The organism is Pseudomonas sp. YH-1, from assembly GCF_051990045.1.
GTDB classification, from domain to species: domain Bacteria; phylum Pseudomonadota; class Gammaproteobacteria; order Pseudomonadales; family Pseudomonadaceae; genus Pseudomonas; species Pseudomonas nicosulfuronedens.
Window position 1 is genome coordinate 776,601 of the sequence record NZ_CP178184.1, and the last position, 17,569, is coordinate 794,169.

Here is a 17,569-nt window from a genome sequence, read left to right on the forward strand (position 1 = left end):
CCCGCCGGGCGGGCGCCCGCTTGAATAGGCAAGCCGGCGGGGGGTCGGTATACTCCGGGACAATCGACGCTTTATTACAAGGATTCCGCCATGAAGCGACTGCTGCTTCCCTTCGTCGCGCTCGCCGTCTTCACCGCCGCGCTGGCCGGCTGTGGCCAGAAAGGCCCGCTGTACCTGCCGGACGACCAGAAGGCCAAGAGCGAGCACAGCAAGGACCGCTACGGTCTCTGAGGGCGTTCCCATGGACGCCTTCGACGTCCGCGACGGGCAACTGTTCGCGGCAGACGTGCCGCCGCCGGCAATCGCCGGGCGCTTCGGCATGCTGCAAAGCGGTAACGGCGATCTACACGCTCAGCTCCGCAACCCCGTCCGCGAAGAAGGTAACCGGCTGGCCGTGCGTTCGGCCGGCGCCTATGGTTTCGTCATGAATTCCAACTACAACACCCGGGGCCGCGCCGCCGAGGTGCTGGTGGATAGCTCGGCCGCGCACTGGGTGCGTCGCCACGGAACACGACAAGAGCTGTTCGCCGGCGAAAGCCTGCTGCCGGACTGAGGCCGAGACGACGATGCTTCTGCGCTTTACCAAGATGCATGGGCTGGGCAATGACTTCATGGTCCTGGACCTGGTCAGCCAGCACGCCCATGTGCAACCACGCCACGTCAAACAGTGGGGCGACCGCAACTTCGGGGTCGGCTTCGATCAACTGCTGATCGTCGAGCCGCCGAGCACGCCGGACGCGGACTTCCGCTACCGCATCTTCAACTGCGACGGCACCGAGGTCGAACAGTGCGGCAACGGCGCGCGCTGCTTCGCCCGCTTCGTGGTCGACAAGCGCCTGACCTCGAAGAAGACCATCCGCGTGGAAACCAAGGGCGGCATGATCGAGCTGACCATCGCCAACGATGGCCAGGTCACCGTCGACATGGGCCCACCGCGCCTGCAACCCGAGCAGGTGCCGTTCAAGGCCGATGGCGAGGCGTTGAGCTATCCCCTCGAAGTGGACGGCCAGCGCTACGACCTCGCGGCGATCTCCATGGGCAACCCGCACGGTGTGCTGCGCGTGGATGACGTGGACAGCGCGCCGGTACGCACCCTGGGCCCGAAACTCGAAATCCACGAAAGCTTCCCGCAGAAGGCCAACATCGGCTTCCTGCAGATCGTCAACCCGCACCAGGCGCGCCTGCGCGTCTGGGAGCGCGGTGCCGGCGAGACGCTGGCCTGCGGCACGGGCGCGTGCGCCGCTGCGGTCGCCGGCATCCGCCAGGGCTGGCTGCAATCGCCGGTTCAGATCGACCTTCCCGGCGGACGGTTGTCCATCGAGTGGGCAGGACCGGGTCAGCCCGTTATGATGACCGGGCCCGCCGTGCGGGTGTTCGAAGGCCAGGTACGTCTATAACCGGGACGCTTATGACCGATACTCCGCAGGACCCCACCGTTACGCTCGAAGCCGAACAGGTCGCCGACTATCTTCGCCGGCACCCTGAATTCTTCGTCGATCATGACGAGCTGATCCCGGAGATGCGCATTCCGCACCAGCCGGGCGATGCCGTGTCGCTGGTGGAGCGCCAGGTACGCCTGCTGCGCGAGCGCAACATCGAGATGCGCCATCGGCTGTCGCAGCTGATGGATGTCGCCCGCGACAACGACCGCCTGTTCGACAAGACCCGCCGCCTGGTGCTCGACCTGCTCGATGCCACCAGCCTGGAGGAAATCGTCAGCACGGTGGAAGACAGCCTGCGCCACGAGTTCCTCGTGCCCTACGTCAGCCTGATCCTGTTCAGTGACAACAACCTGCCGGTCGGCCGCTCGGTAAGCAGCGCCGAGGCGCACCAGGCCATCGGTGGCCTGCTGTCGGGCGGCAAGACCGTCTGCGGCGTGCTGCGCCCTCACGAGCTGGCCTTCCTGTTCTGCGAAAGCGAACGCGAGCAGGTCGGCTCCGCCGCCGTGGTGCCGCTGACCTTCCAGGGCCTGCACGGTGTGCTGGCGATCGGCAGCCCCGACCCGCAACACTACAAGAGCTCGCTGGGCACCCTGTTCCTGGGCTACGTCGCCGAAGTCCTCGCGCGGACCCTGCCGCGCTTCTCCACGCCACTGCGCTCGGTACGCTGACCTTCGCAACGCGGTAAGCTGCCAGCCTGGCTGTATCACTGGGAGCTTTCCGCTTGTCGCTCGACGCCGATCTGCAAGCCTATCTGGAACACCTGCGTAGCGAACGCCAGGTCTCCGTGCACACGCTCGACGGCTACCGTCGGGACCTGGCGCGCCTCGCCGCGCTGTGTGAGAAATCCTCGATCAACGAATGGTCGGCGCTACAGGTGCGCGACCTGCGCCTGTTCGTCGCTCGCCTGCACCAGCAGGGCCTCGCCAGCCGCAGCCTGGCGCGTCTGCTGTCGGCCACCCGCGGGCTGTACCAGTACCTGATTCGCGAAGGCCGCTGCCGGCACGATCCCGCTGACGGTCTCGCCGCCCCCAAGGGCGCACGCAAGCTGCCACGCACGCTGGATACCGACCGTACCGCGCAACTGCTCGACGGTGGCGTCGAGGATGACTTCATCGCTCGCCGCGACCAGGCGCTGCTGGAGCTGTTCTATTCCTCGGGCCTGCGCCTCTCCGAACTGGTCGGACTCGACCTGGAATGGCTCGATCTCAAGGACGGCCTGGTGCGCGTGCACGGCAAGGGCAACAAGGTGCGCGAGCTGCCGGTCGGCCGCGCCGCACGGCAAGCCATCGAGGCCTGGCTGCCGCTACGCGCCACCGTGTCGCCGCAGGACAACGCCGTGTTCATCGGCCGCAGCGGCAAGCGTCTGACGCCGCGCGCGATCCAGCTGCGCGTGCGCGAAGCCGGCGTGCGCGAGCTGGGCCAGCACCTGCATCCGCACATGCTGCGGCACTCCTTCGCCAGCCATATGCTCGAATCCTCCCAGGACCTGCGCGCGGTGCAGGAACTGCTCGGCCACGCCGACATCGCCACCACGCAGATCTACACCCACCTGGACTTCCAACACCTCGCCTCGGTCTATGACCAGGCCCACCCGCGGGCACGCCGTAAACCCGGAGCAGAAGAATGAGTATCCGCCTGGTCACCTTCGACCTCGACGACACGCTGTGGGACGTTGCCCCGGTGATGAACAGCGCCGAAGCCACCCTGCGCGACTGGCTCGCCGTGAACGCGGCGCAGCTGGGGCCGGTGCCCATCGAGCACCTGTGGGCGATCCGTTCGCGGCTGATGGAGCAGGACCCGATGCTGCGCCACCGCCTGAGCGAACTGCGCCGGCGCATCCTGTTCCACGCCTTGCTCGATGCCGGTTATTCGCAGCCCGAGGCGACCGAACTGGCCGAGGCCGGCTTCCAGACCTTCCTACACGCGCGGCACCAGGTGGCGCTGTTCCCCGAGGTGCACCCGACCCTGGAGCAATTAGCCAACCGCTTCATCCTCGGCGTGCTCACCAACGGTAATGCCGACGTGCGGCGTCTGGGCCTGGCCGATTACTTCCAGTTTGCCCTCTGCGCGGAAGAGCTGGGCGTCGGCAAGCCCGACCCGCACCCGTTCCAGGAAGCCCTCAAGCGCGGCGGCGTGGCGGCAGAATATGCCGTGCACATCGGCGACCATCCCAGCGATGACATCGCCGGGGCGCGCCGTGCGGGCATGAAGGCGATCTGGTTCAACCCGGCGCGCAAGCCGTGGGATGGCGAAGAAGCACCGAGCGCGATCATCCACAACCTCTCCGAGCTGCCGGGTATCCTGGCAAAGCTCTGACGCATGGGCTTTTCGTAGGAGCGAGCTTGCTCGCGAACGGCGCTCCGGGAGGCTCTGAGACTCGGGGCGGTTCGCGAGCAAGCTCGCTCCTACATAACTGAACAATGCAACAAATGGACATGAAAAAGCCCCGCCGCTCCTTGAGGAGCGGCGGGGCTTTTTCATGAAGCGTCAGCTATCAGATAGGGCGGCTGCCGTATTTGCTATCCGGCTTCTTGGGCGGGTCAGCCACAACGTTCGGCTCGATCTCCTGCACCTTGCCACCGCGAGTGAGGAACTCCTCCATCGCGCGGGCCAGTGCGTCACGATCCTTCTGCTTGGCTTCGACAGAGGGCAGTTCCTCTTCTTCCGCAGCGGCCTTGGCTTTCTTGCCACCGCCCTTGGGAGAAGGGGCTTCATCCCCATCGCTGCTGTCTGCTTCGGCGTCGCCGTCGTCAGCCGCGGCGAGTTCCTCACCATCGTCCTCGTCAGCGCCGTCCAGCTCGTCCTGTTCCAGTTCTTCGTCGCTCATTGTTCAACCTCTGTGGTGCTGCAAAGCACGTTAGTTATAGCCCAGCTGCGCGCTTTGACGAACGCCGCCGGAAAAAATTCATACAGGCTCGCCCTGCCAGGTCGCCACGACCCTGCGCGGGCCGCCGTGGTCTCGGTGCTCGCCGAGATAAATACCCTGCCAGGTGCCCATTGCCAAGCCTCCCTCCTGTATCGGCAGCGTCAGCTGACAGCCCAGGAGGCTGGCCTTGAAATGCGCCGGAAGGTCATCCGGACCTTCGTAGTCATGTTCATAGCCGCTACCGCCCTGGGGCACCAGGCGATTGAAGAATCGCTCGAAATCGCGGCGCACCGAGGGGTCGGCATTTTCATTCACCGTCAGCGAGGCGGACGTGTGCTGCAACAGCAGGTGCAGCAGGCCCACCCGGCATTTCGACAGCTCCGGCAGCGCGGCCAGGATCTCGTCGGTGACCAGGTGAAAGCCCCGCGGACGAGGGCGCAGGGTGATGGATTTCTGCTGCCACATGGCGGGCCTCCTCCGTCGGCTACGGTGATGCGCGCGCATTCTAGCGTGCTGATCGAAAAAACAAAGGGCGCCCGAGGGCGCCCTTCGTCGAACTTGCGCGAACCCTTACAGGTTGTAGCCGCGCTCGTTGTGCAGGGAGAGGTCCAGACCCACGGTTTCCTCTTCCTCGGAGACACGCAGGCCCATGACCAGGTCCAGGACCTTGAGGATCACGAAGCTGACGATCCCGGTGTAGACGATGGTGAAGGCCACGCCCTTGAACTGGGTGAACAGCTGCGCGCCGATGTCGGTCACGGTGCCGAAGCCGCCCAGGGCGGGAGCTGCGAACACGCCGGTGAGCAGGGCGCCGACGATACCGCCGACAGCATGCACACCGAAGGCGTCCAGGGAGTCGTCGTAGCCGACGGCGCGCTTGAGGCTGGTGGCGGCGAAGAAGCAGATCACGCCGGCAGCCAGGCCGATCACGATGGCACCCATCGGGCCGCAGGTACCGGCAGCCGGAGTGATGGCGACCAGACCGGCAACCACACCGGAAGCGATGCCCAGGGCACTCGGCTTACCGTGGGTGATCCACTCGGCGAACATCCAGCCCAGGGCGGCAGCGGCGGTGGCGATCTGGGTGACCAGCATGGCCATGCCAGCGGTGCCGTTGGCGGCAGCAGCGGAACCGGCGTTGAAGCCGAACCAGCCGATCCACAGCAGGGCAGCGCCGATCAGGGTGTAGCCCAGGTTGTGCGGAGCCATGGCAGCGGTCGGGTAGCCCTTGCGCTTGCCGAGGACGATGCACGCCACCAGGCCAGCGATACCGGCGTTGATGTGCACCACAGTGCCGCCGGCGAAGTCCAGCACGCCCCAGTCCCACAGCAGGCCGCCGTCACCGCTCCAAACCATGTGGGCGATCGGTGCGTAGACCAGGGTGAACCACAGCGCGGTGAAGATCAGCATCGCAGAGAACTTCATGCGCTCGGCGAAGGCACCGACGATCAGCGCCGGAGTGATGATCGCGAAGGTCATCTGGAACATCACGAAGACGCTCTCAGGGAACAGCGCGGCGGCGGAAGTCAGGCCGCTGGTGGTCAGGCCGCTGAGGAAGGCCTTGTCCAGGCCGCCGACGAAGGAAGCGAAGTTGACCACGCCCTTTTCCATGCCGACGGTATCGAAGGCCAGGCTGTAGCCGTAAACGACCCAGAGGATGCTGATCAGCGCGGTGATCGCGAAGCACTGCATCATGATCGACAGGACGTTCTTGGCGCGCACCATGCCGCCGTAGAACAGGGCAAGGCCAGGGATGGTCATCAGCAGCACCAGGGCGCTGGAAATCAGCATCCAGGCGGTGTCGCCGCTGTTCAGGACGGGGGCCGCAGCCTCGTCGGCCAAGGCCAGACCGGGCATTGCGAGGGGCAATAGGGCGCCTAGCCCTGCGTATTTGCGCAGAGTCATTGTTGTTTCTCCTGGGGCGTGGGGTTCGGTGTGGGCTTGGCTTAGATCGCGTCGGTGCCGGTTTCGCCGGTACGGATACGAATGGCCTGTTCCAGATTTACGACAAAGATCTTGCCGTCACCGATCTTCCCGGTGTTGGCGGCCTTGGTGATGGCTTCGATAACACGATCCAGCTGGTCATCGGCAATGGCGACGTCGATCTTCACCTTCGGCAGGAAATCGACAACGTATTCCGCGCCACGGTACAGCTCGGTGTGACCTTTCTGCCGGCCGAAGCCTTTGACTTCGGTCACAGTGATGCCCTGCACGCCGATCTCGGACAGCGACTCACGAACGTCGTCCAGCTTGAACGGCTTGATGATGGCTGTGACTAGCTTCATGTAACTCTCTCCCGTGTTTTGGTGGACCCGCCCCAGGAAGAACGAACCCGGAGACAAGTCTAAGCGCAGTGTCTGGCTTTTGTAATGCGCCGGCCGCCCTACCTCAGCACTCCGACTGCCTTGATCGAAGCGATCCCCTGCCTCGCCTGCAGCACCGGAACTGCATCGGTGCACGCCATGTATGCCCCAAAGCATGAAGCTTGCCAGTTCGTGGAAATGCCCGTGCCATCAGGCACTTGGCGCAAAAACGGGGTTTCTGGCGATTCGCCAGCGCGCTTTTGGCGCACCGAAAGCGCGCACGCCGAGCGGGCACACTGCTCAAAAAGCGTGCAACCCCACGCGCCGCAGCCAGCGCCGGCTGCGTGATAGACTGCGCTCTGATTCAATCCGGAACCCATGAACCATGCTGCCGCCCAAAGCCTTCCTCGATGCCATCAGCCAACAAGCCGGACGCCTGTTCGGTGGCGAATCGCCCCTGCCGAAGGCCGAGCTGGAAGCCCAGTTCAAGGTTCTGATGCAGAGCGCCTTCAGCAAGCTCGACCTGGTCAGCCGCGACGAATTCGACAGCCAGATGGTCGTCCTCGCGCGCACCCGCGCCCGCCTCGAGGCGCTCGAAGCCAAGGTCGCGGAGATGGAAGCCAAGCTCTCGCCGCCTGCCGACACCGCCGTCCCCACCGAATAACGCTCATCGGGCGGGCGGCATGCGATCCAGGAGTGATCCATGTCCCTCGCCATCGTCCATAGCCGCGCCCAGGTCGGTGTGGAAGCGCCCGGCGTCACCGTCGAGGCGCACCTCGCCAATGGCCTGCCTTCCCTGACCCTGGTCGGCCTGCCCGAAGGCGCCGTGAAGGAAAGCAAGGACCGCGTCCGCAGTGCCCTGCTCAATGCCGGCTTCGACTTTCCCAACCGACGCATCACGCTCAACCTCGCCCCGGCCGACCTGCCGAAGGACGGCGGACGCTTCGACCTGGCCATCGCCCTGGGCATCCTCGCTGCCAGCGGCCAGTTGGCCGACGCCGCCGGGCTCGACGAGCTGGAATGCCTGGGAGAACTGGCGCTCTCCGGCACGCTGCGGCCGGTGCCCGGTGTGTTGCCCGCCGCCCTGGCTGCCCGCGCCGCCGGCCGTGCGCTGGTGGTGCCGAAGGAAAACGCCGAGGAAGCCAGCCTCGCCAGTGGCCTGACCGTCTACGCCGTCGGCCACCTGCTGGAACTGGCCGCGCACTTCAGTGGCCAGGAGCGACTGCGCCCCTACGAGGCCAACGGCCTGCTGCGCGCCACGCCGCCCTACCCCGACCTCGCCGAAGTGCAGGGCCAGACCGCTGCCAAGCGCGCCCTGCTGGTCGCCGCCGCCGGCGCGCACAACCTGCTGTTCAGCGGACCACCCGGCACTGGCAAGACCTTGCTCGCCAGTCGCCTGCCCGGTCTCATGCCGCCGCTGGACGAAGACGAGGCGCTGCAGGTGGCGGCGATCCACTCCGTCGCCGGGCGCGGGCCGCTGACCCACTGGCCTCAGCGGCCCTTCCGTCAGCCACACCACACCGCCTCCGCCCCCGCACTGGTCGGTGGCGGCAGCCGCCCGCAGCCGGGGGAAATCACCCTGGCGCACGAAGGCGTGCTGTTCCTCGATGAGCTGCCGGAATTCGATCGCAAGGTGTTGGAAGTCCTGCGCGAGCCGTTGGAAGGCGGCGAAATCGTCATCGCCCGTGCCAACGGCCGCGTGCGCTTTCCGGCGCGCTTCCAGTTGGTGGCAGCGATGAACCCCTGCCCCTGTGGCTACCTTGGCGACCCCAGCGGACGCTGCCGCTGCTCGCCGGAGCAGATCCAGCGTTACCGGGCCAAGCTGTCGGGGCCATTACTGGATCGCATCGACCTGCACCTGACCGTCAGCCGGGAAAGCACCAGCCTCGCGCCGAGCGGCCCGAGCACCAGCAGCGCCGAGCTGGCCACGCAGGTTGCCGCCGCGCGCCAGCGCCAGCTAGCTCGTCAAGGTTGCGCGAACGCCTTCCTGACCCTGAAGAAAATGCACCAATATTGTGCATTAAGCCCGGAAGACCAGGCCTGGCTGGAGAAGGCTGGCGAGCGCCTCAACCTGTCACTGCGTGCCCTGCACCGAATTCTCAAGGTGGCGCGCACCCTCGCCGACCTGCAGCAGGCAGACAGCATTGCGCGCCCGCACCTCGCCGAAGCGCTGCAGTACCGCGCAGGGCACTAGCCGGGCAGGTCCTGCGCGACGGCCAGGAGATTCAGCTCGACCGTCGCATTCTTCGGCAACTGATAGACGCCGACCGATGTGCGCGTATGCACACCGGCCGCACCCAGCACCTCATACAGGACTGCAGAAGCACCGTCGGCCACCTCGCTCTGCTGCGTGAAGTGCTCCGCTGACTGCACGAACACATTGAGCTGCAACACCTTGTGCACGCGCTCGAGGTCGCCCAACGCCTGCCACAGCAACGCCAGCGCCCGCATCACGCAGACCTTGGCAGCCCGCTGGGCGTCGGTCAGCGACACCTCGCTGCCCGCCCGGCCGGTGACGACCACCTCATCACCCACCCGTGGAATCTGTCCACTGAGGTGCACCTGGTTGCCTTCGATGAGGAAAGGCACGTAGTTGCCGCCGATCTTCATTTCACCGCTGAAGTCGTAGCCGAGTTCGGCAGCGATACGTTCAAACGCAGCAGCGCGCGCTTCGCTCATGTTGAATCCCTTGATCAGCAGCGCCAGAACGGCCGCATCGCTTCCAGCTTCGCCTGCTCGCGGCTGATGCCGATGTCGCGCAGTTGCGCGTCGGACAGCTCCAGCAGTTGCTTGCGGGTACGCACACGGCGCCAGAACTGCTGCCAGCGGCTCTCCTGCGGGCCGCGCGAGGCCACGCGGGCGCCGGGGATTTCCAGCAGCTCCTGTTGATAAAGGGTCAGCCGCACATCGCTCAGGCCACTCATGTCGTCACTCCTCCAGTCGGTTGCTCCGGACGTGGAACTAGAGTGGCGAATCGAGAAAAATCATTACAGATTCAACAATGCGAGATTTTTTCCATACAGAAAGCGGCGAAAACCTTCTGAATGGCGTATTTTCTCCCGATCTGTACTGTATCAAGCCGAAGCACCCCGGCACGGGAGATCTGTCATGAAACGCTACGCGCAGCTGGCCGCTACCCTGGGCGAACGCATCGAGCAGGGCCTCTACCGCCCCGGCGACCGCCTGCCCTCGGTGCGCGCCCTGAGCGAGGAGCACGGCGTCAGCATCAGCACCGTGCAACAGGCCTACCGCGTGCTGGAGGACTCCGGACTGGTTGAGCCGCGCCCCAAATCCGGCTACTTCGTGCCCGAACGCCGCGAGCTGCCGCCGATGCCGGCGATGACCCGACCGGCGCAGCGGCCGGTGGACGTGTCGCAGTGGGACCAGGTGCTGGAGCAGGTGCGCCGCGCGCCGGGCGGCGATTTCGTCCAGCTCGGGCGAGGCACGCCGGACATCGCCAGCCCGTCGCTCAAGCCGCTACAGCGGGCGATGGTTCACGCGGCGCGGCGCACCGATCTTCAGAGCCTCGGCTACGAAGGCATCCAGGGATCGCTCGCGCTGCGCGAGCAGATCGCCCGACTGATGCTGGACTCCGGCTGCCAGGTGCCACCCAGCGAGATCGTCATCACCACTGGCTGCCAGGAGGCCCTGGCCATCACCCTGCGCGCCATCTGCGAGCCGGGGGACATCATCGCCATCGACTCGCCGAGCTTCCACGGCGCCATGCAGGCACTCAAGGCGTATGGCCTGAAGGCGCTGGAAATCCCCACCGACCCCACCAACGGCATCAGCCTGGAAGCACTGGAGCTGGCCATGGAGCAGTGGCCAGTGAAGCTGATCCTGCTCACCCCCAACTGCAACAACCCGCTGGGCTACATCATGCCCGACGCCCGCAAGCGCGCCCTGCTGACCCTGGCGGCGCGCTACGACGTGCCGATCCTCGAAGACGATGTGTATGGCGAACTCGCCTACGCCTACCCGCGCCCGCGCAGCATCAAGTCCTTCGACACCGACGACCGCGTGCTGCTGGCCAGCTCCTTCTCCAAGACCGTGGCGCCCGGCCTGCGCACCGGCTGGGTGGTGCCAGGGCGGTACCTGGACCGCATCCTCCACTTCAAGTACATCGCCAGCGGCACCTGCGCGCCGCAGCCGCAGATGGCCCTGGCCGAGTTCGTCGGCGGCGGCCACTACGAGCCGCATATCCGCCGCATGCGCGCGCAGTACCAGCGCCACCGCGACCTGATGACCGAATGGGTCGGCCAGTCATTCCCTTCCGGCAGCCTCGTCAGCCGGCCGCGCGGTGGCTTCATGCTCTGGGTCGAACTGCACCCGCAGTTCGACAGCGTGCGGCTGAACCAGGAATTACGGCGGGACAATGTGCAAGTGGCCGCGGGCAACATCTTTTCCGCCTCGGGCAAGTACCGCAATTGCATCCGCCTGAACTACTCCAACCGCGACTTGCCGGTGATCGAGGCAGCCGTACGCAAGGTCGGTGCCTGCGCCGCGCGGCTCACCGCCGAGCTGCACGAGCATGCCGAGGAGCCGCTGCCGGCCTGAGGCGAAACATTTATCCACAGCCCCGCGCTGCCGTGGGGCGCTGGGCTGCTGTACCTTGGTTTCCTTTTGCCAGGCCTCCGCTTTGACCAGTCTCACCCTCGGCCCGCTGGCCCTTCCCCTGCCCCACGTGCTGCTCTACCTCGGTTTCTTCGGCGCCCTGCTGGCCGGTTGGCTGGCCGGGCGCAAGCGTGGCGCCAATCCCGAAGGTGCGCTGTTCACCATGCTGATCGGCGGCCTGCTGGCGGCACGGTTGGCCTTCGTCGCGCGCTACTTCGAGCAGTACGCAGCGACGCCGCTGAGCATTGTGGATATCCGCGACGGCGGCTTTCTCGCTCTGCCGGGAGTGATCGCCGCCACGCTGATCGGCGCGGTGCTGGCCTGGCGCAAAACAGAGCTGCGCCGCCCGCTGGCCGTCGCGGCCGTGGTCGGTGTGTGCCTGTGGGGTGGCGGCAAGGCCGTGACCTCGGCGCTGGACCGCAGCCAGCAGCTTCCCGCACTCACGGTGATGGACCTGCGCGGTGCCGCCGTGGACCTGCGCACGCTGGATGGCCGGCCCATGGTGGTGAACCTCTGGGCCACCTGGTGCCCGCCGTGCCGGCGCGAGATGCCGGTGCTGGAGGCCGCGCAGAAGCAGCGCAGCGATGTGCGCTTCCTGCTGGTCAACCAGGGCGAGAACGCCGAAGCCGTGCAGCGCTTCCTCCGCGACCAGGGTCTGAGCGACGCGGCGGTGCTGCTCGACAGCGGCAACCGCCTCGGCCAGCTCACCGGCTCCTACGGCATGCCCACCACGCTGTTCTACGACGCCCAGGGGCGCCTGAAGCACAGCCAGATGGGCGAACTTTCCGCCGCCAGCCTGGAGTACGGGCTGGGCCAGCTCAAGGACTGACCCGCCCGGCGCCTCAGCGGAAGCGTCCGACTTCGTCGCGCAGGCCGGCCGCCAGGCTGTCAAGCTCCCGCACGGTCTGGGCCAGGTCGGCTACCACCTGACGCTGTTCACTGTTGGCCTGGGCGATGCCCTGCAGGTTGCTGCTGAGCAGGGTCGCGGTGCGGCTCTGTTCCTGTGTCGCCGTGGTAATGGCGGCGAACTGCTCGCCGGCCGCGCTGCTCTGCCCGGAAATCTGCGCCAGCGCGGCAGCGACCTTCTCGTTCAGCGTCAGCCCGTGCTGCATCAGCTGGCTGCCCTGCTCGATGGTCTCGATGGCACTGCCGGTGTCCTGCTGGATGGCACCGATCATCTGCGAGATTTCCGTGGTAGCGGCCTGAGTGCGCGCCGCCAGACTGCGCACTTCATCGGCAACCACGGCGAAACCGCGTCCCTGCTCGCCGGCACGGGCGGCCTCGATGGCGGCGTTGAGCGCCAGCAGGTTGGTCTGTTCGGCAATCGAAGTGATCACGCCGACGATACTGCCGATCTCCTGGGAGCGCGCGCCGAGTCGGTTCACCCGCTCCACGGTCTGCTCCAGTGCGCCGGCAATCTGCGCCAGCGAGGCGGAGGCGTCGTCCATGGACTGCAGGCCGATATGGGTCTGGCGGGTATTCTCGCTGGCCATGCGCTCGGTGCTGCGCATGTTGTCGGCGATATCCATCGAAGTGGCGCTGAACTCCTCCACCGCACCGGCCATGCTGTTGATCTCGCCGGACTGCTGCTCCATACCGGCATACGCGCCGCTGGAAAGGCCCGACAGCGAGCGCGAGCAATGCCCCACTTCCTCGGCCGCGCCGCGCACGCGCGCGACCATGCTGGAGAGCGCCTCGCCCATCTGGTTGAAGCTGCGCGCCAGGTCGCCGATCTCGTCATGGCTGGCAACGGACAGACGCGCCCCGAGGTCGCCGGCGCCCAGCGCATGGGCCTGGCGCACCAGGTCGCCCAGCGGTCGCAGACGACGCTGCAGCAGCCAGGTAGTGGCGATCACCGCCAGCAGCATGGCGATCAGGCTGCCCAAGGCCAGTTGGCCACCGACGCGCCAGGTCACCGCACGGATTTCGTCCTTCGGCATGCTCGCCACGACAGTCCAGGGACCGCCGGCGAAAGGCTGCGCCACGCTGTAGAAATCCTCCTGACCGTCGCTCCAGAAGCGGCCGCGTCCGGGGTTGTCCAGCAGGCTGGCAAGGCTGTCGGCAGCGCGCTCAGGGTTGCGCGCGCCGGCCGGCGGTACCAGCCAATGATGCTGTTCATCCAGCAACGCCAGCGAGCCGCCCTGACCGAGGCGGAAGCGGCCAAGGTTGTCGAACTGGCGCTTCTGCGCATCGGTGTAATCGAAGCCGACGAACAGCACGGCGATCACTCGCCCGCCAGCATCGCGCACCGGGGTGTACTGGGTCATGTAGAAACGGTCGAACAACAGCGCGCGGCCGACGTAGCTTTCGCCGCGCATCAGCAGCGGGTAGGCCGGGCTGTTGTGGTCCAGCATGGTGCCCATGGCGCGACTGCCGTCCTGCTTCATCAACGAGGTGGTGATGCGCACGAAATCGTCGCCATCGCGCACGAACACGGTGGCGACGCCGGCAGTGAGCTGGCGGAATTCGTCGACCAGGGTGAAGTCGCCATTCAGGCGGGTGTCGCCCAGGTACAGCGCCGGCGTCTGCAACGCGGCGACCGGCACACGCTCGTCAGAGTGCGCTTTCAGGCCGGCGGCGAAGCGCTGCTCGAACAGCCCGGCGAGGCGCTGGGTGCTTTCGCGCAGGGTGCCGTGGAAGGTTTCCAGCTGGTCCGCCAAGAGGCGCGCTTCGCTGGCGAGGTGTTCTTCGCGGGTGGTCAGGGTAGCGCTGTCTAGCGAGCGCAAGGCAAACAGGGTGCTGCCGCTGATCAACAGGATCAGGAGCACGGCCAGGGCCATCGCCAACTGCAGGGCGATGCGGGATCGGGGCTGGTTCATGTTTCGGGTTCTGCACGCAACGACAGGCCGGCGCCCGTGGTGTGGGAGCAGCCTGCTTCGGTTCGAGGGGAATGCCGGCGTTGTGCGCCGGTCTGCACAGGCTATCGGCGGCCCGTGGCAATACTTGAGTCATTCACCCGGAATAGGCGTGGGGCGGGGTTCCTGGCGATCCGACGGCATTCCCCACAGGGGCGCGGTGTCGAGCGGTTCGCGAGCAAGCTCGCTCCTACAGGTGGAGATTGGCGTAGGAGCGGACTTTGTCCGCGATAACGTCCGGCGCGATGCGAACCTATCGCGGACGGAGTCCGCTCCTACGTAGAGCGTTATGTGCTTATTGAATCTCTTCGGGGGTGACGATCACCCAGTTCTTGTCGGCGGTCACCGGCTGGCCGAGCTTGGCCTGAGCCTCGGCGTTCTTCTTGATCATGCCGTTGAGCTGATCCATGTACTTGGCCTTGCGGTTGATCCACAGGTGCACGCCATTCTCGGCGGTACCGTTGAACAGCATGTAACCGTCGCTGCTGGGGGTATCGCCGCCGACCAGGATGGGCTTCTTCCACTGGTCGATGTAGGTGAGGATCGCCGCCTGCTTGCCGGCCATCCAGGTCGCCGGGGTCCACAGGTAGGGAGTGATTTCCAGGCCCTCGTTGGCCTTGGGATCGTACTTGCCTTCGGCGATCTGCTTGCGCGCGGTGGTCAGGGCGCCGCTCTGGCGGTCCTTGAGCAGCGTGGTGACACCGATGACGTTCTCGGGCTTCACGTTGTAGCCGTACTTGGGATCGCTGGCGACCATGCGCACCAGCTCCTCATGGGCGGCGGTCATCACGTAGACCTCGATGCCGTTCTCCATCAGCTTGTTGTACAGCTCGGTCTGGCCGGTGAAGACCTTGGGCGGATTGATCTCGATGGTCTTGACCACGTCACCTTCGTAGTAGGTGCTGGGCACCGGCTTGCCGTAGGCCATCAGCTCGTCGACGTAGCCCTTGAGCTCCTTGAGGGTAAAGCCGGAGAACACCTGGGCAACCCACGGGTAGCAGACCAGGTCGTCGAGCTCGCAGAGGCGGTAGTAGTAACTGTTGAGGCTTTCCTTGTGGCCGTTGACGTCCTTGAAGGGGATGAGCTTGAGCGAGGGGTCGAGCTTCTCGCGGGTCAGCACACCTTTCATTTCGAGGAAGGGCAACAGCGACTCCTCGAGGTCATAGCGGTAGCTGGTGTTGTCCATGTCGAAGACCGCGAAGGCGCCCTTGTTGGCGTTGGCGGCGATCAGGGCGTCGAGTTGCTTGGCGGCGGGAGCCGGCCAGTGCTTCAGTTCGGTGGCGGCGAAAGAGGTGCTGGCGAGGCCGGCCAGGATCAGGCCGGCGAGCAAGGTGCGCATGGGCTTCATGGAATTCCCCCGAGTGGTCTTGTGGGTATGGGGAAGGTCCGGTACGGGCCTTCACTGGACTAGTCCAGCAGTGACCCTAGCAAAGCCCTGTTTCAGCTCTGCGACGGCAGCGACGTGAATCGTCGCGAGGGCGGCAGGACATATCCATCCGCGCCACGCGGGCTTTCCAGCCGCGACGGCTGGTCTAGTTCACCGCGCGGCGCAAGCGACCGGGGGCGTCGCCGTAGGTTTCCTTGAACTTCCGGGTGAAGGACGCCTGGGACTGGTAACCGACCTGGGCGGCGATGTCGGTCAGGCTGAGTTGCGAGTCGCTCAGCAGGCGGTGCGCCAGCTCCATGCGCACGCGGGTCAGCAAAGCCCACGGCGATTCGCCAGCGACCTGGGTGAACTGGCGCGTGAAGGTGGCCCGGGACATATTCGCCCGTTCGGCCAGCGCCTCGATGGTCCATTCATGGGCGGGATCTTCCAGCATCGCCTGCCACACACGGCCCAGACGTTTGTCGCTGAGCAGCGCCAGCGTGCCGCTGGCGGGGGCATGCTCGCGCAGGTAGACGCGCAGGATCAGGGTAAACAGCGCCGAGGACAGCGCGTCCACCAGGAAGCGCGCGCCAGCCTGGTTGCCGTCCGCCTCGGCGCGTAGCAGGGCGACCAACGCGGCCACGGAATCGCCTAGGCCATTATCCTGGCAGGACACCTTCAGAAAGGCCGGCAAGGCGCCCATCAACAGCGAGCCACGCTGGTAATGGAAGCTGCCGCAGAGCATGTCGAGCTCGCCCTCCCCAGCACCGAGGCGATGTACCGGCAGCAGGCCTTCGTCGCGGATGTCCGGAGCCTGCACCGCCACGCGCGTACCCTGGCTGCGCAGCAGGTGCGCGGCGCCAGCGGGCAGAACCAGCACCTCGCCTGCCTTCAGCTGCAGGACCTGTCCGTCCGGCATTTCCGCCTGACAGCTGCCGGACAGCACGATGTGGTACTGCGCGGTGCCGTCCGGCAATGGCTCGTGGTCCAACGCCCAACTGCCCAGGAACCGGCAACGCAGGTCGAGGCTGCCGCGCAGGCCGGCGAGCTGGATAAGACGATCGAGGGAGTTCATGGCATTCCAGGCGTAGGCAGTGGCTGACAGATTATCCACAGCGACGGTTCATTCGAAGTACTCCACCGGCGGCATCTGCATGGCCTGCATCTCCGCCTGAAGGAAGTCCCGCAACCGCCGCAGGCGCTCCTGGTGCCGGCGCGCACGGGGCCAGACCAGGTAGTAACTCTCGCCGCTGGCCACCGCGCTGGGCCACGGCAGCGCCAGGCGGCCCTGGTTGGCGTCCTCGGCGACCATCACCAGGTCGCCGATGGAGACGCCGTAGCCACGGGTGGCGGCGACGATGCCCAGCTCCAGCGTGTCGAACACCTGCCCGCCCTTGAGTGACACCCGCTCGCCCAGGTCCATGCGCTGCAACCAGCGCCGCCAGTCACGGCGGTCGGGCGTGGGGTGCAGCAGCTCGGCGCCGGCCAGCCGCTCGGCGTCCCAGGGGCCGTCCGCCAGCAGTGCAGGAGCCCCGACGGGAATCAGCCACTCGGGAAACAGCAGGGTGGCCTCCCAGTCCGGCGGGAAATGCCCGGAGCTGAGCAACACCGCGCAATCGAAGGGCTCATGGACGAAATCCACGCGGTCCACGTCCATCCAGGCGCTGGTCAGCTGCACCTCGATATCGCTGTGCTGCATGCGGAACTTGCTCAGCCGCGCCAGCAGCCAACGCATGGTCAGCGTGGAAGGTGCCTTCAGGCGCAGCACCCCTTCCTCCGCGCGCAGGCTGGCGCAGGCGCGCTCGAGGGAATCGAAGCCATCACGCAGGCCAGGCAGCAGCATCCGCGCCGTTTCGGTCAACTCCAACTGGCGACCGCGGCGCTGGAACAGGCGGCAGGCGAAGTGTTCTTCCAGCGTCTTGATGTGCCGGCTCACCGCGCTCTGGGTGATCGCCAGCTCCTCGGCGGCGCGGGTAAAGGACGCATGCCGCGCCGCCGCTTCGAAGGCACGCAGGGCATAGAGGGGCGGTAACTGGCGGTTCATGACGGGCTCCCGAAGTCTCAATCATGAGTATGACTCATGGGTGGCATCGTATTTTTCCTTTTGTGCCCGCATCCACGGG

General features: G+C 66.2%; 18 protein-coding genes and 3 pseudogenes. 10 read left to right on the forward strand and 11 right to left on the reverse strand.

The genetic code is table 11. From position 1 onward, the window contains the following. Positions 1-90: 90 nt before the first annotated feature. The 6 genes and pseudogenes from lptM to ACKI1H_RS03500 all read left to right on the forward strand — a co-directional run bounded on the left by lptM (position 91) and on the right by ACKI1H_RS03500 (position 3,758). Positions 91-231 carry an LPS translocon maturation chaperone LptM gene (lptM, locus tag ACKI1H_RS03475; RefSeq protein ID WP_081515193.1) on the forward strand — a complete coding sequence of 47 codons (141 nt, stop codon included), beginning with the start codon at positions 91-93 and terminating at the stop codon, positions 229-231. Positions 232-337: 106 nt separating this feature from the next. Then, a pseudogene (locus tag ACKI1H_RS03480) lies at positions 338-553 on the forward strand (diaminopimelate decarboxylase); the annotation flags it as partial. A 13-nt stretch (positions 554-566) separates the two neighbouring features. Then, positions 567-1,397, forward strand: coding sequence for a diaminopimelate epimerase (gene dapF / locus ACKI1H_RS03485; protein WP_138526584.1), 831 nt, complete (start codon positions 567-569; stop codon positions 1,395-1,397). An 11-nt stretch (positions 1,398-1,408) separates the two neighbouring features. Beyond that, positions 1,409-2,110 carry a DUF484 family protein gene (locus ACKI1H_RS03490; protein ID WP_045215418.1) on the forward strand — a complete coding sequence of 234 codons (702 nt, stop codon included), beginning with the start codon at positions 1,409-1,411 and terminating at the stop codon, positions 2,108-2,110. 53 nt (positions 2,111-2,163) lie between these two features. Beyond that, positions 2,164-3,069, forward strand: coding sequence for a tyrosine recombinase XerC (gene xerC, locus ACKI1H_RS03495; RefSeq protein ID WP_440467669.1), 906 nt, complete (start codon positions 2,164-2,166; stop codon positions 3,067-3,069). After that, on the forward strand, positions 3,066-3,758 hold the full coding sequence (locus ACKI1H_RS03500; RefSeq protein WP_440467670.1) for an HAD family hydrolase: 693 nt from the start codon (positions 3,066-3,068) through the stop codon (positions 3,756-3,758). Before xerC ends, ACKI1H_RS03500 begins: the two co-directional genes overlap by 4 nt. A 178-nt stretch (positions 3,759-3,936) precedes the next feature. On the opposite strand, the gene sutA is transcribed toward ACKI1H_RS03500, so the two are convergent. The 4 genes from sutA to glnK form a co-directional block, all read right to left on the reverse strand. Continuing rightward, positions 3,937-4,269 (reverse strand): transcriptional regulator SutA, encoded by a 333-nt coding sequence (sutA, locus tag ACKI1H_RS03505; protein ID WP_138526581.1) that lies wholly within the window; start codon positions 4,267-4,269, stop codon positions 3,937-3,939. Between the two features lie 78 nt (positions 4,270-4,347). Then, positions 4,348-4,773 carry a secondary thiamine-phosphate synthase enzyme YjbQ gene (locus ACKI1H_RS03510; protein WP_440467671.1) on the reverse strand — a complete coding sequence of 142 codons (426 nt, stop codon included), beginning with the start codon at positions 4,771-4,773 and terminating at the stop codon, positions 4,348-4,350. 105 nt (positions 4,774-4,878) lie between these two features. Beyond that, positions 4,879-6,213, reverse strand: coding sequence for an ammonium transporter (locus ACKI1H_RS03515; RefSeq protein WP_138526579.1), 1,335 nt, complete (start codon positions 6,211-6,213; stop codon positions 4,879-4,881). 41 nt (positions 6,214-6,254) lie between these two features. Next, positions 6,255-6,593: a P-II family nitrogen regulator gene (glnK, locus tag ACKI1H_RS03520; protein WP_003457590.1), complete on the reverse strand. Its 339-nt coding sequence runs from the start codon at positions 6,591-6,593 to the stop codon at positions 6,255-6,257. A 403-nt stretch (positions 6,594-6,996) separates the two neighbouring features. Between glnK and ACKI1H_RS03525 the strand changes: the two genes are divergently transcribed. Next, positions 6,997-7,275, forward strand: a complete 279-nt coding sequence (locus tag ACKI1H_RS03525) for an accessory factor UbiK family protein (protein ID WP_138526578.1) — start codon at positions 6,997-6,999, stop codon at positions 7,273-7,275. 39 nt (positions 7,276-7,314) lie between these two features. Continuing rightward, the gene (locus tag ACKI1H_RS03530) at positions 7,315-8,805 is read left to right on the forward strand and encodes a YifB family Mg chelatase-like AAA ATPase (protein ID WP_440467672.1); all 1,491 of its coding nucleotides are present in this window, start codon (positions 7,315-7,317) and stop codon (positions 8,803-8,805) included. Here the strand turns inward: ACKI1H_RS03530 and ACKI1H_RS03535 are convergent. Then, a complete protein-coding gene (locus ACKI1H_RS03535; RefSeq protein ID WP_440467673.1) occupies positions 8,802-9,290 on the reverse strand; it encodes a RidA family protein in 489 nt (162 codons plus the stop codon). The two genes, ACKI1H_RS03530 and ACKI1H_RS03535, sit on opposite strands and share 4 nt — an antisense overlap. Before the next feature lie 14 nt (positions 9,291-9,304). Next, complete coding sequence (locus ACKI1H_RS03540) at positions 9,305-9,535, reverse strand: DUF1127 domain-containing protein (protein WP_440467674.1); 231 nt, start codon at positions 9,533-9,535, stop codon at positions 9,305-9,307. Between the two features lie 184 nt (positions 9,536-9,719). On the opposite strand from ACKI1H_RS03540, the gene ACKI1H_RS03545 reads away from it, so the two are divergent. Both ACKI1H_RS03545 and ACKI1H_RS03550 read left to right on the forward strand, forming a co-directional pair. Beyond that, positions 9,720-11,168 carry an aminotransferase-like domain-containing protein gene (locus ACKI1H_RS03545; protein WP_138525957.1) on the forward strand — a complete coding sequence of 483 codons (1,449 nt, stop codon included), beginning with the start codon at positions 9,720-9,722 and terminating at the stop codon, positions 11,166-11,168. A gap of 82 nt (positions 11,169-11,250) precedes the next feature. Further along, entirely contained in the window at positions 11,251-12,054 is an 804-nt protein-coding gene (locus ACKI1H_RS03550; RefSeq protein WP_440467675.1) for a prolipoprotein diacylglyceryl transferase family protein, read from the forward strand. A 13-nt stretch (positions 12,055-12,067) separates the two neighbouring features. Here ACKI1H_RS03550 and ACKI1H_RS03555 read toward each other — a convergent pair. From ACKI1H_RS03555 to ACKI1H_RS03575, 5 genes and pseudogenes are all read right to left on the reverse strand, one after another. After that, positions 12,068-12,580, reverse strand: a pseudogene (locus ACKI1H_RS03555) (methyl-accepting chemotaxis protein); the annotation flags it as partial. A gap of 342 nt (positions 12,581-12,922) precedes the next feature. Beyond that, positions 12,923-14,044: pseudogene (locus tag ACKI1H_RS03560) on the reverse strand (Cache 3/Cache 2 fusion domain-containing protein); the annotation flags it as partial. 331 nt (positions 14,045-14,375) lie between these two features. Continuing rightward, a complete protein-coding gene (locus ACKI1H_RS03565; RefSeq protein WP_440467676.1) occupies positions 14,376-15,428 on the reverse strand; it encodes a haloacid dehalogenase-like hydrolase in 1,053 nt (350 codons plus the stop codon). A gap of 184 nt (positions 15,429-15,612) precedes the next feature. After that, complete coding sequence (locus tag ACKI1H_RS03570; protein WP_440467677.1) at positions 15,613-16,521, reverse strand: AraC family transcriptional regulator; 909 nt, start codon at positions 16,519-16,521, stop codon at positions 15,613-15,615. A gap of 48 nt (positions 16,522-16,569) precedes the next feature. Continuing rightward, entirely contained in the window at positions 16,570-17,490 is a 921-nt protein-coding gene (locus tag ACKI1H_RS03575; protein ID WP_440467678.1) for a LysR substrate-binding domain-containing protein, read from the reverse strand. Between the last annotated feature and the right edge of the window lie 79 nt (positions 17,491-17,569).

Bases quoted from the DNA above. Each gene is read 5' to 3' on its own strand.
- lptM (WP_081515193.1), top strand. From the start codon at position 91: ATGAAGCGACTGCTGCTTCCCTTCGTCGCGCTCGCCGTCTTCACCGCC.
- dapF (WP_138526584.1), top strand. From the start codon at position 567: ATGCTTCTGCGCTTTACCAAGATGCATGGGCTGGGCAATGACTTCATG.
- ACKI1H_RS03490 (WP_045215418.1), top strand. From the start codon at position 1,409: ATGACCGATACTCCGCAGGACCCCACCGTTACGCTCGAAGCCGAACAG.
- ACKI1H_RS03500 (WP_440467670.1), top strand. From the start codon at position 3,066: ATGAGTATCCGCCTGGTCACCTTCGACCTCGACGACACGCTGTGGGAC.
- sutA (WP_138526581.1), bottom strand. From the start codon at position 4,269: ATGAGCGACGAAGAACTGGAACAGGACGAGCTGGACGGCGCTGACGAG.
- ACKI1H_RS03510 (WP_440467671.1), bottom strand. From the start codon at position 4,773: ATGTGGCAGCAGAAATCCATCACCCTGCGCCCTCGTCCGCGGGGCTTT.
- ACKI1H_RS03515 (WP_138526579.1), bottom strand. From the start codon at position 6,213: ATGACTCTGCGCAAATACGCAGGGCTAGGCGCCCTATTGCCCCTCGCA.
- glnK (WP_003457590.1), bottom strand. From the start codon at position 6,593: ATGAAGCTAGTCACAGCCATCATCAAGCCGTTCAAGCTGGACGACGTT.
- ACKI1H_RS03525 (WP_138526578.1), top strand. From the start codon at position 6,997: ATGCTGCCGCCCAAAGCCTTCCTCGATGCCATCAGCCAACAAGCCGGA.
- ACKI1H_RS03530 (WP_440467672.1), top strand. From the start codon at position 7,315: ATGTCCCTCGCCATCGTCCATAGCCGCGCCCAGGTCGGTGTGGAAGCG.
- ACKI1H_RS03535 (WP_440467673.1), bottom strand. From the start codon at position 9,290: ATGAGCGAAGCGCGCGCTGCTGCGTTTGAACGTATCGCTGCCGAACTC.
- ACKI1H_RS03540 (WP_440467674.1), bottom strand. From the start codon at position 9,535: ATGAGTGGCCTGAGCGATGTGCGGCTGACCCTTTATCAACAGGAGCTG.
- ACKI1H_RS03545 (WP_138525957.1), top strand. From the start codon at position 9,720: ATGAAACGCTACGCGCAGCTGGCCGCTACCCTGGGCGAACGCATCGAG.
- ACKI1H_RS03565 (WP_440467676.1), bottom strand. From the start codon at position 15,428: ATGAAGCCCATGCGCACCTTGCTCGCCGGCCTGATCCTGGCCGGCCTC.
- ACKI1H_RS03570 (WP_440467677.1), bottom strand. From the start codon at position 16,521: ATGAACTCCCTCGATCGTCTTATCCAGCTCGCCGGCCTGCGCGGCAGC.
- ACKI1H_RS03575 (WP_440467678.1), bottom strand. From the start codon at position 17,490: ATGAACCGCCAGTTACCGCCCCTCTATGCCCTGCGTGCCTTCGAAGCG.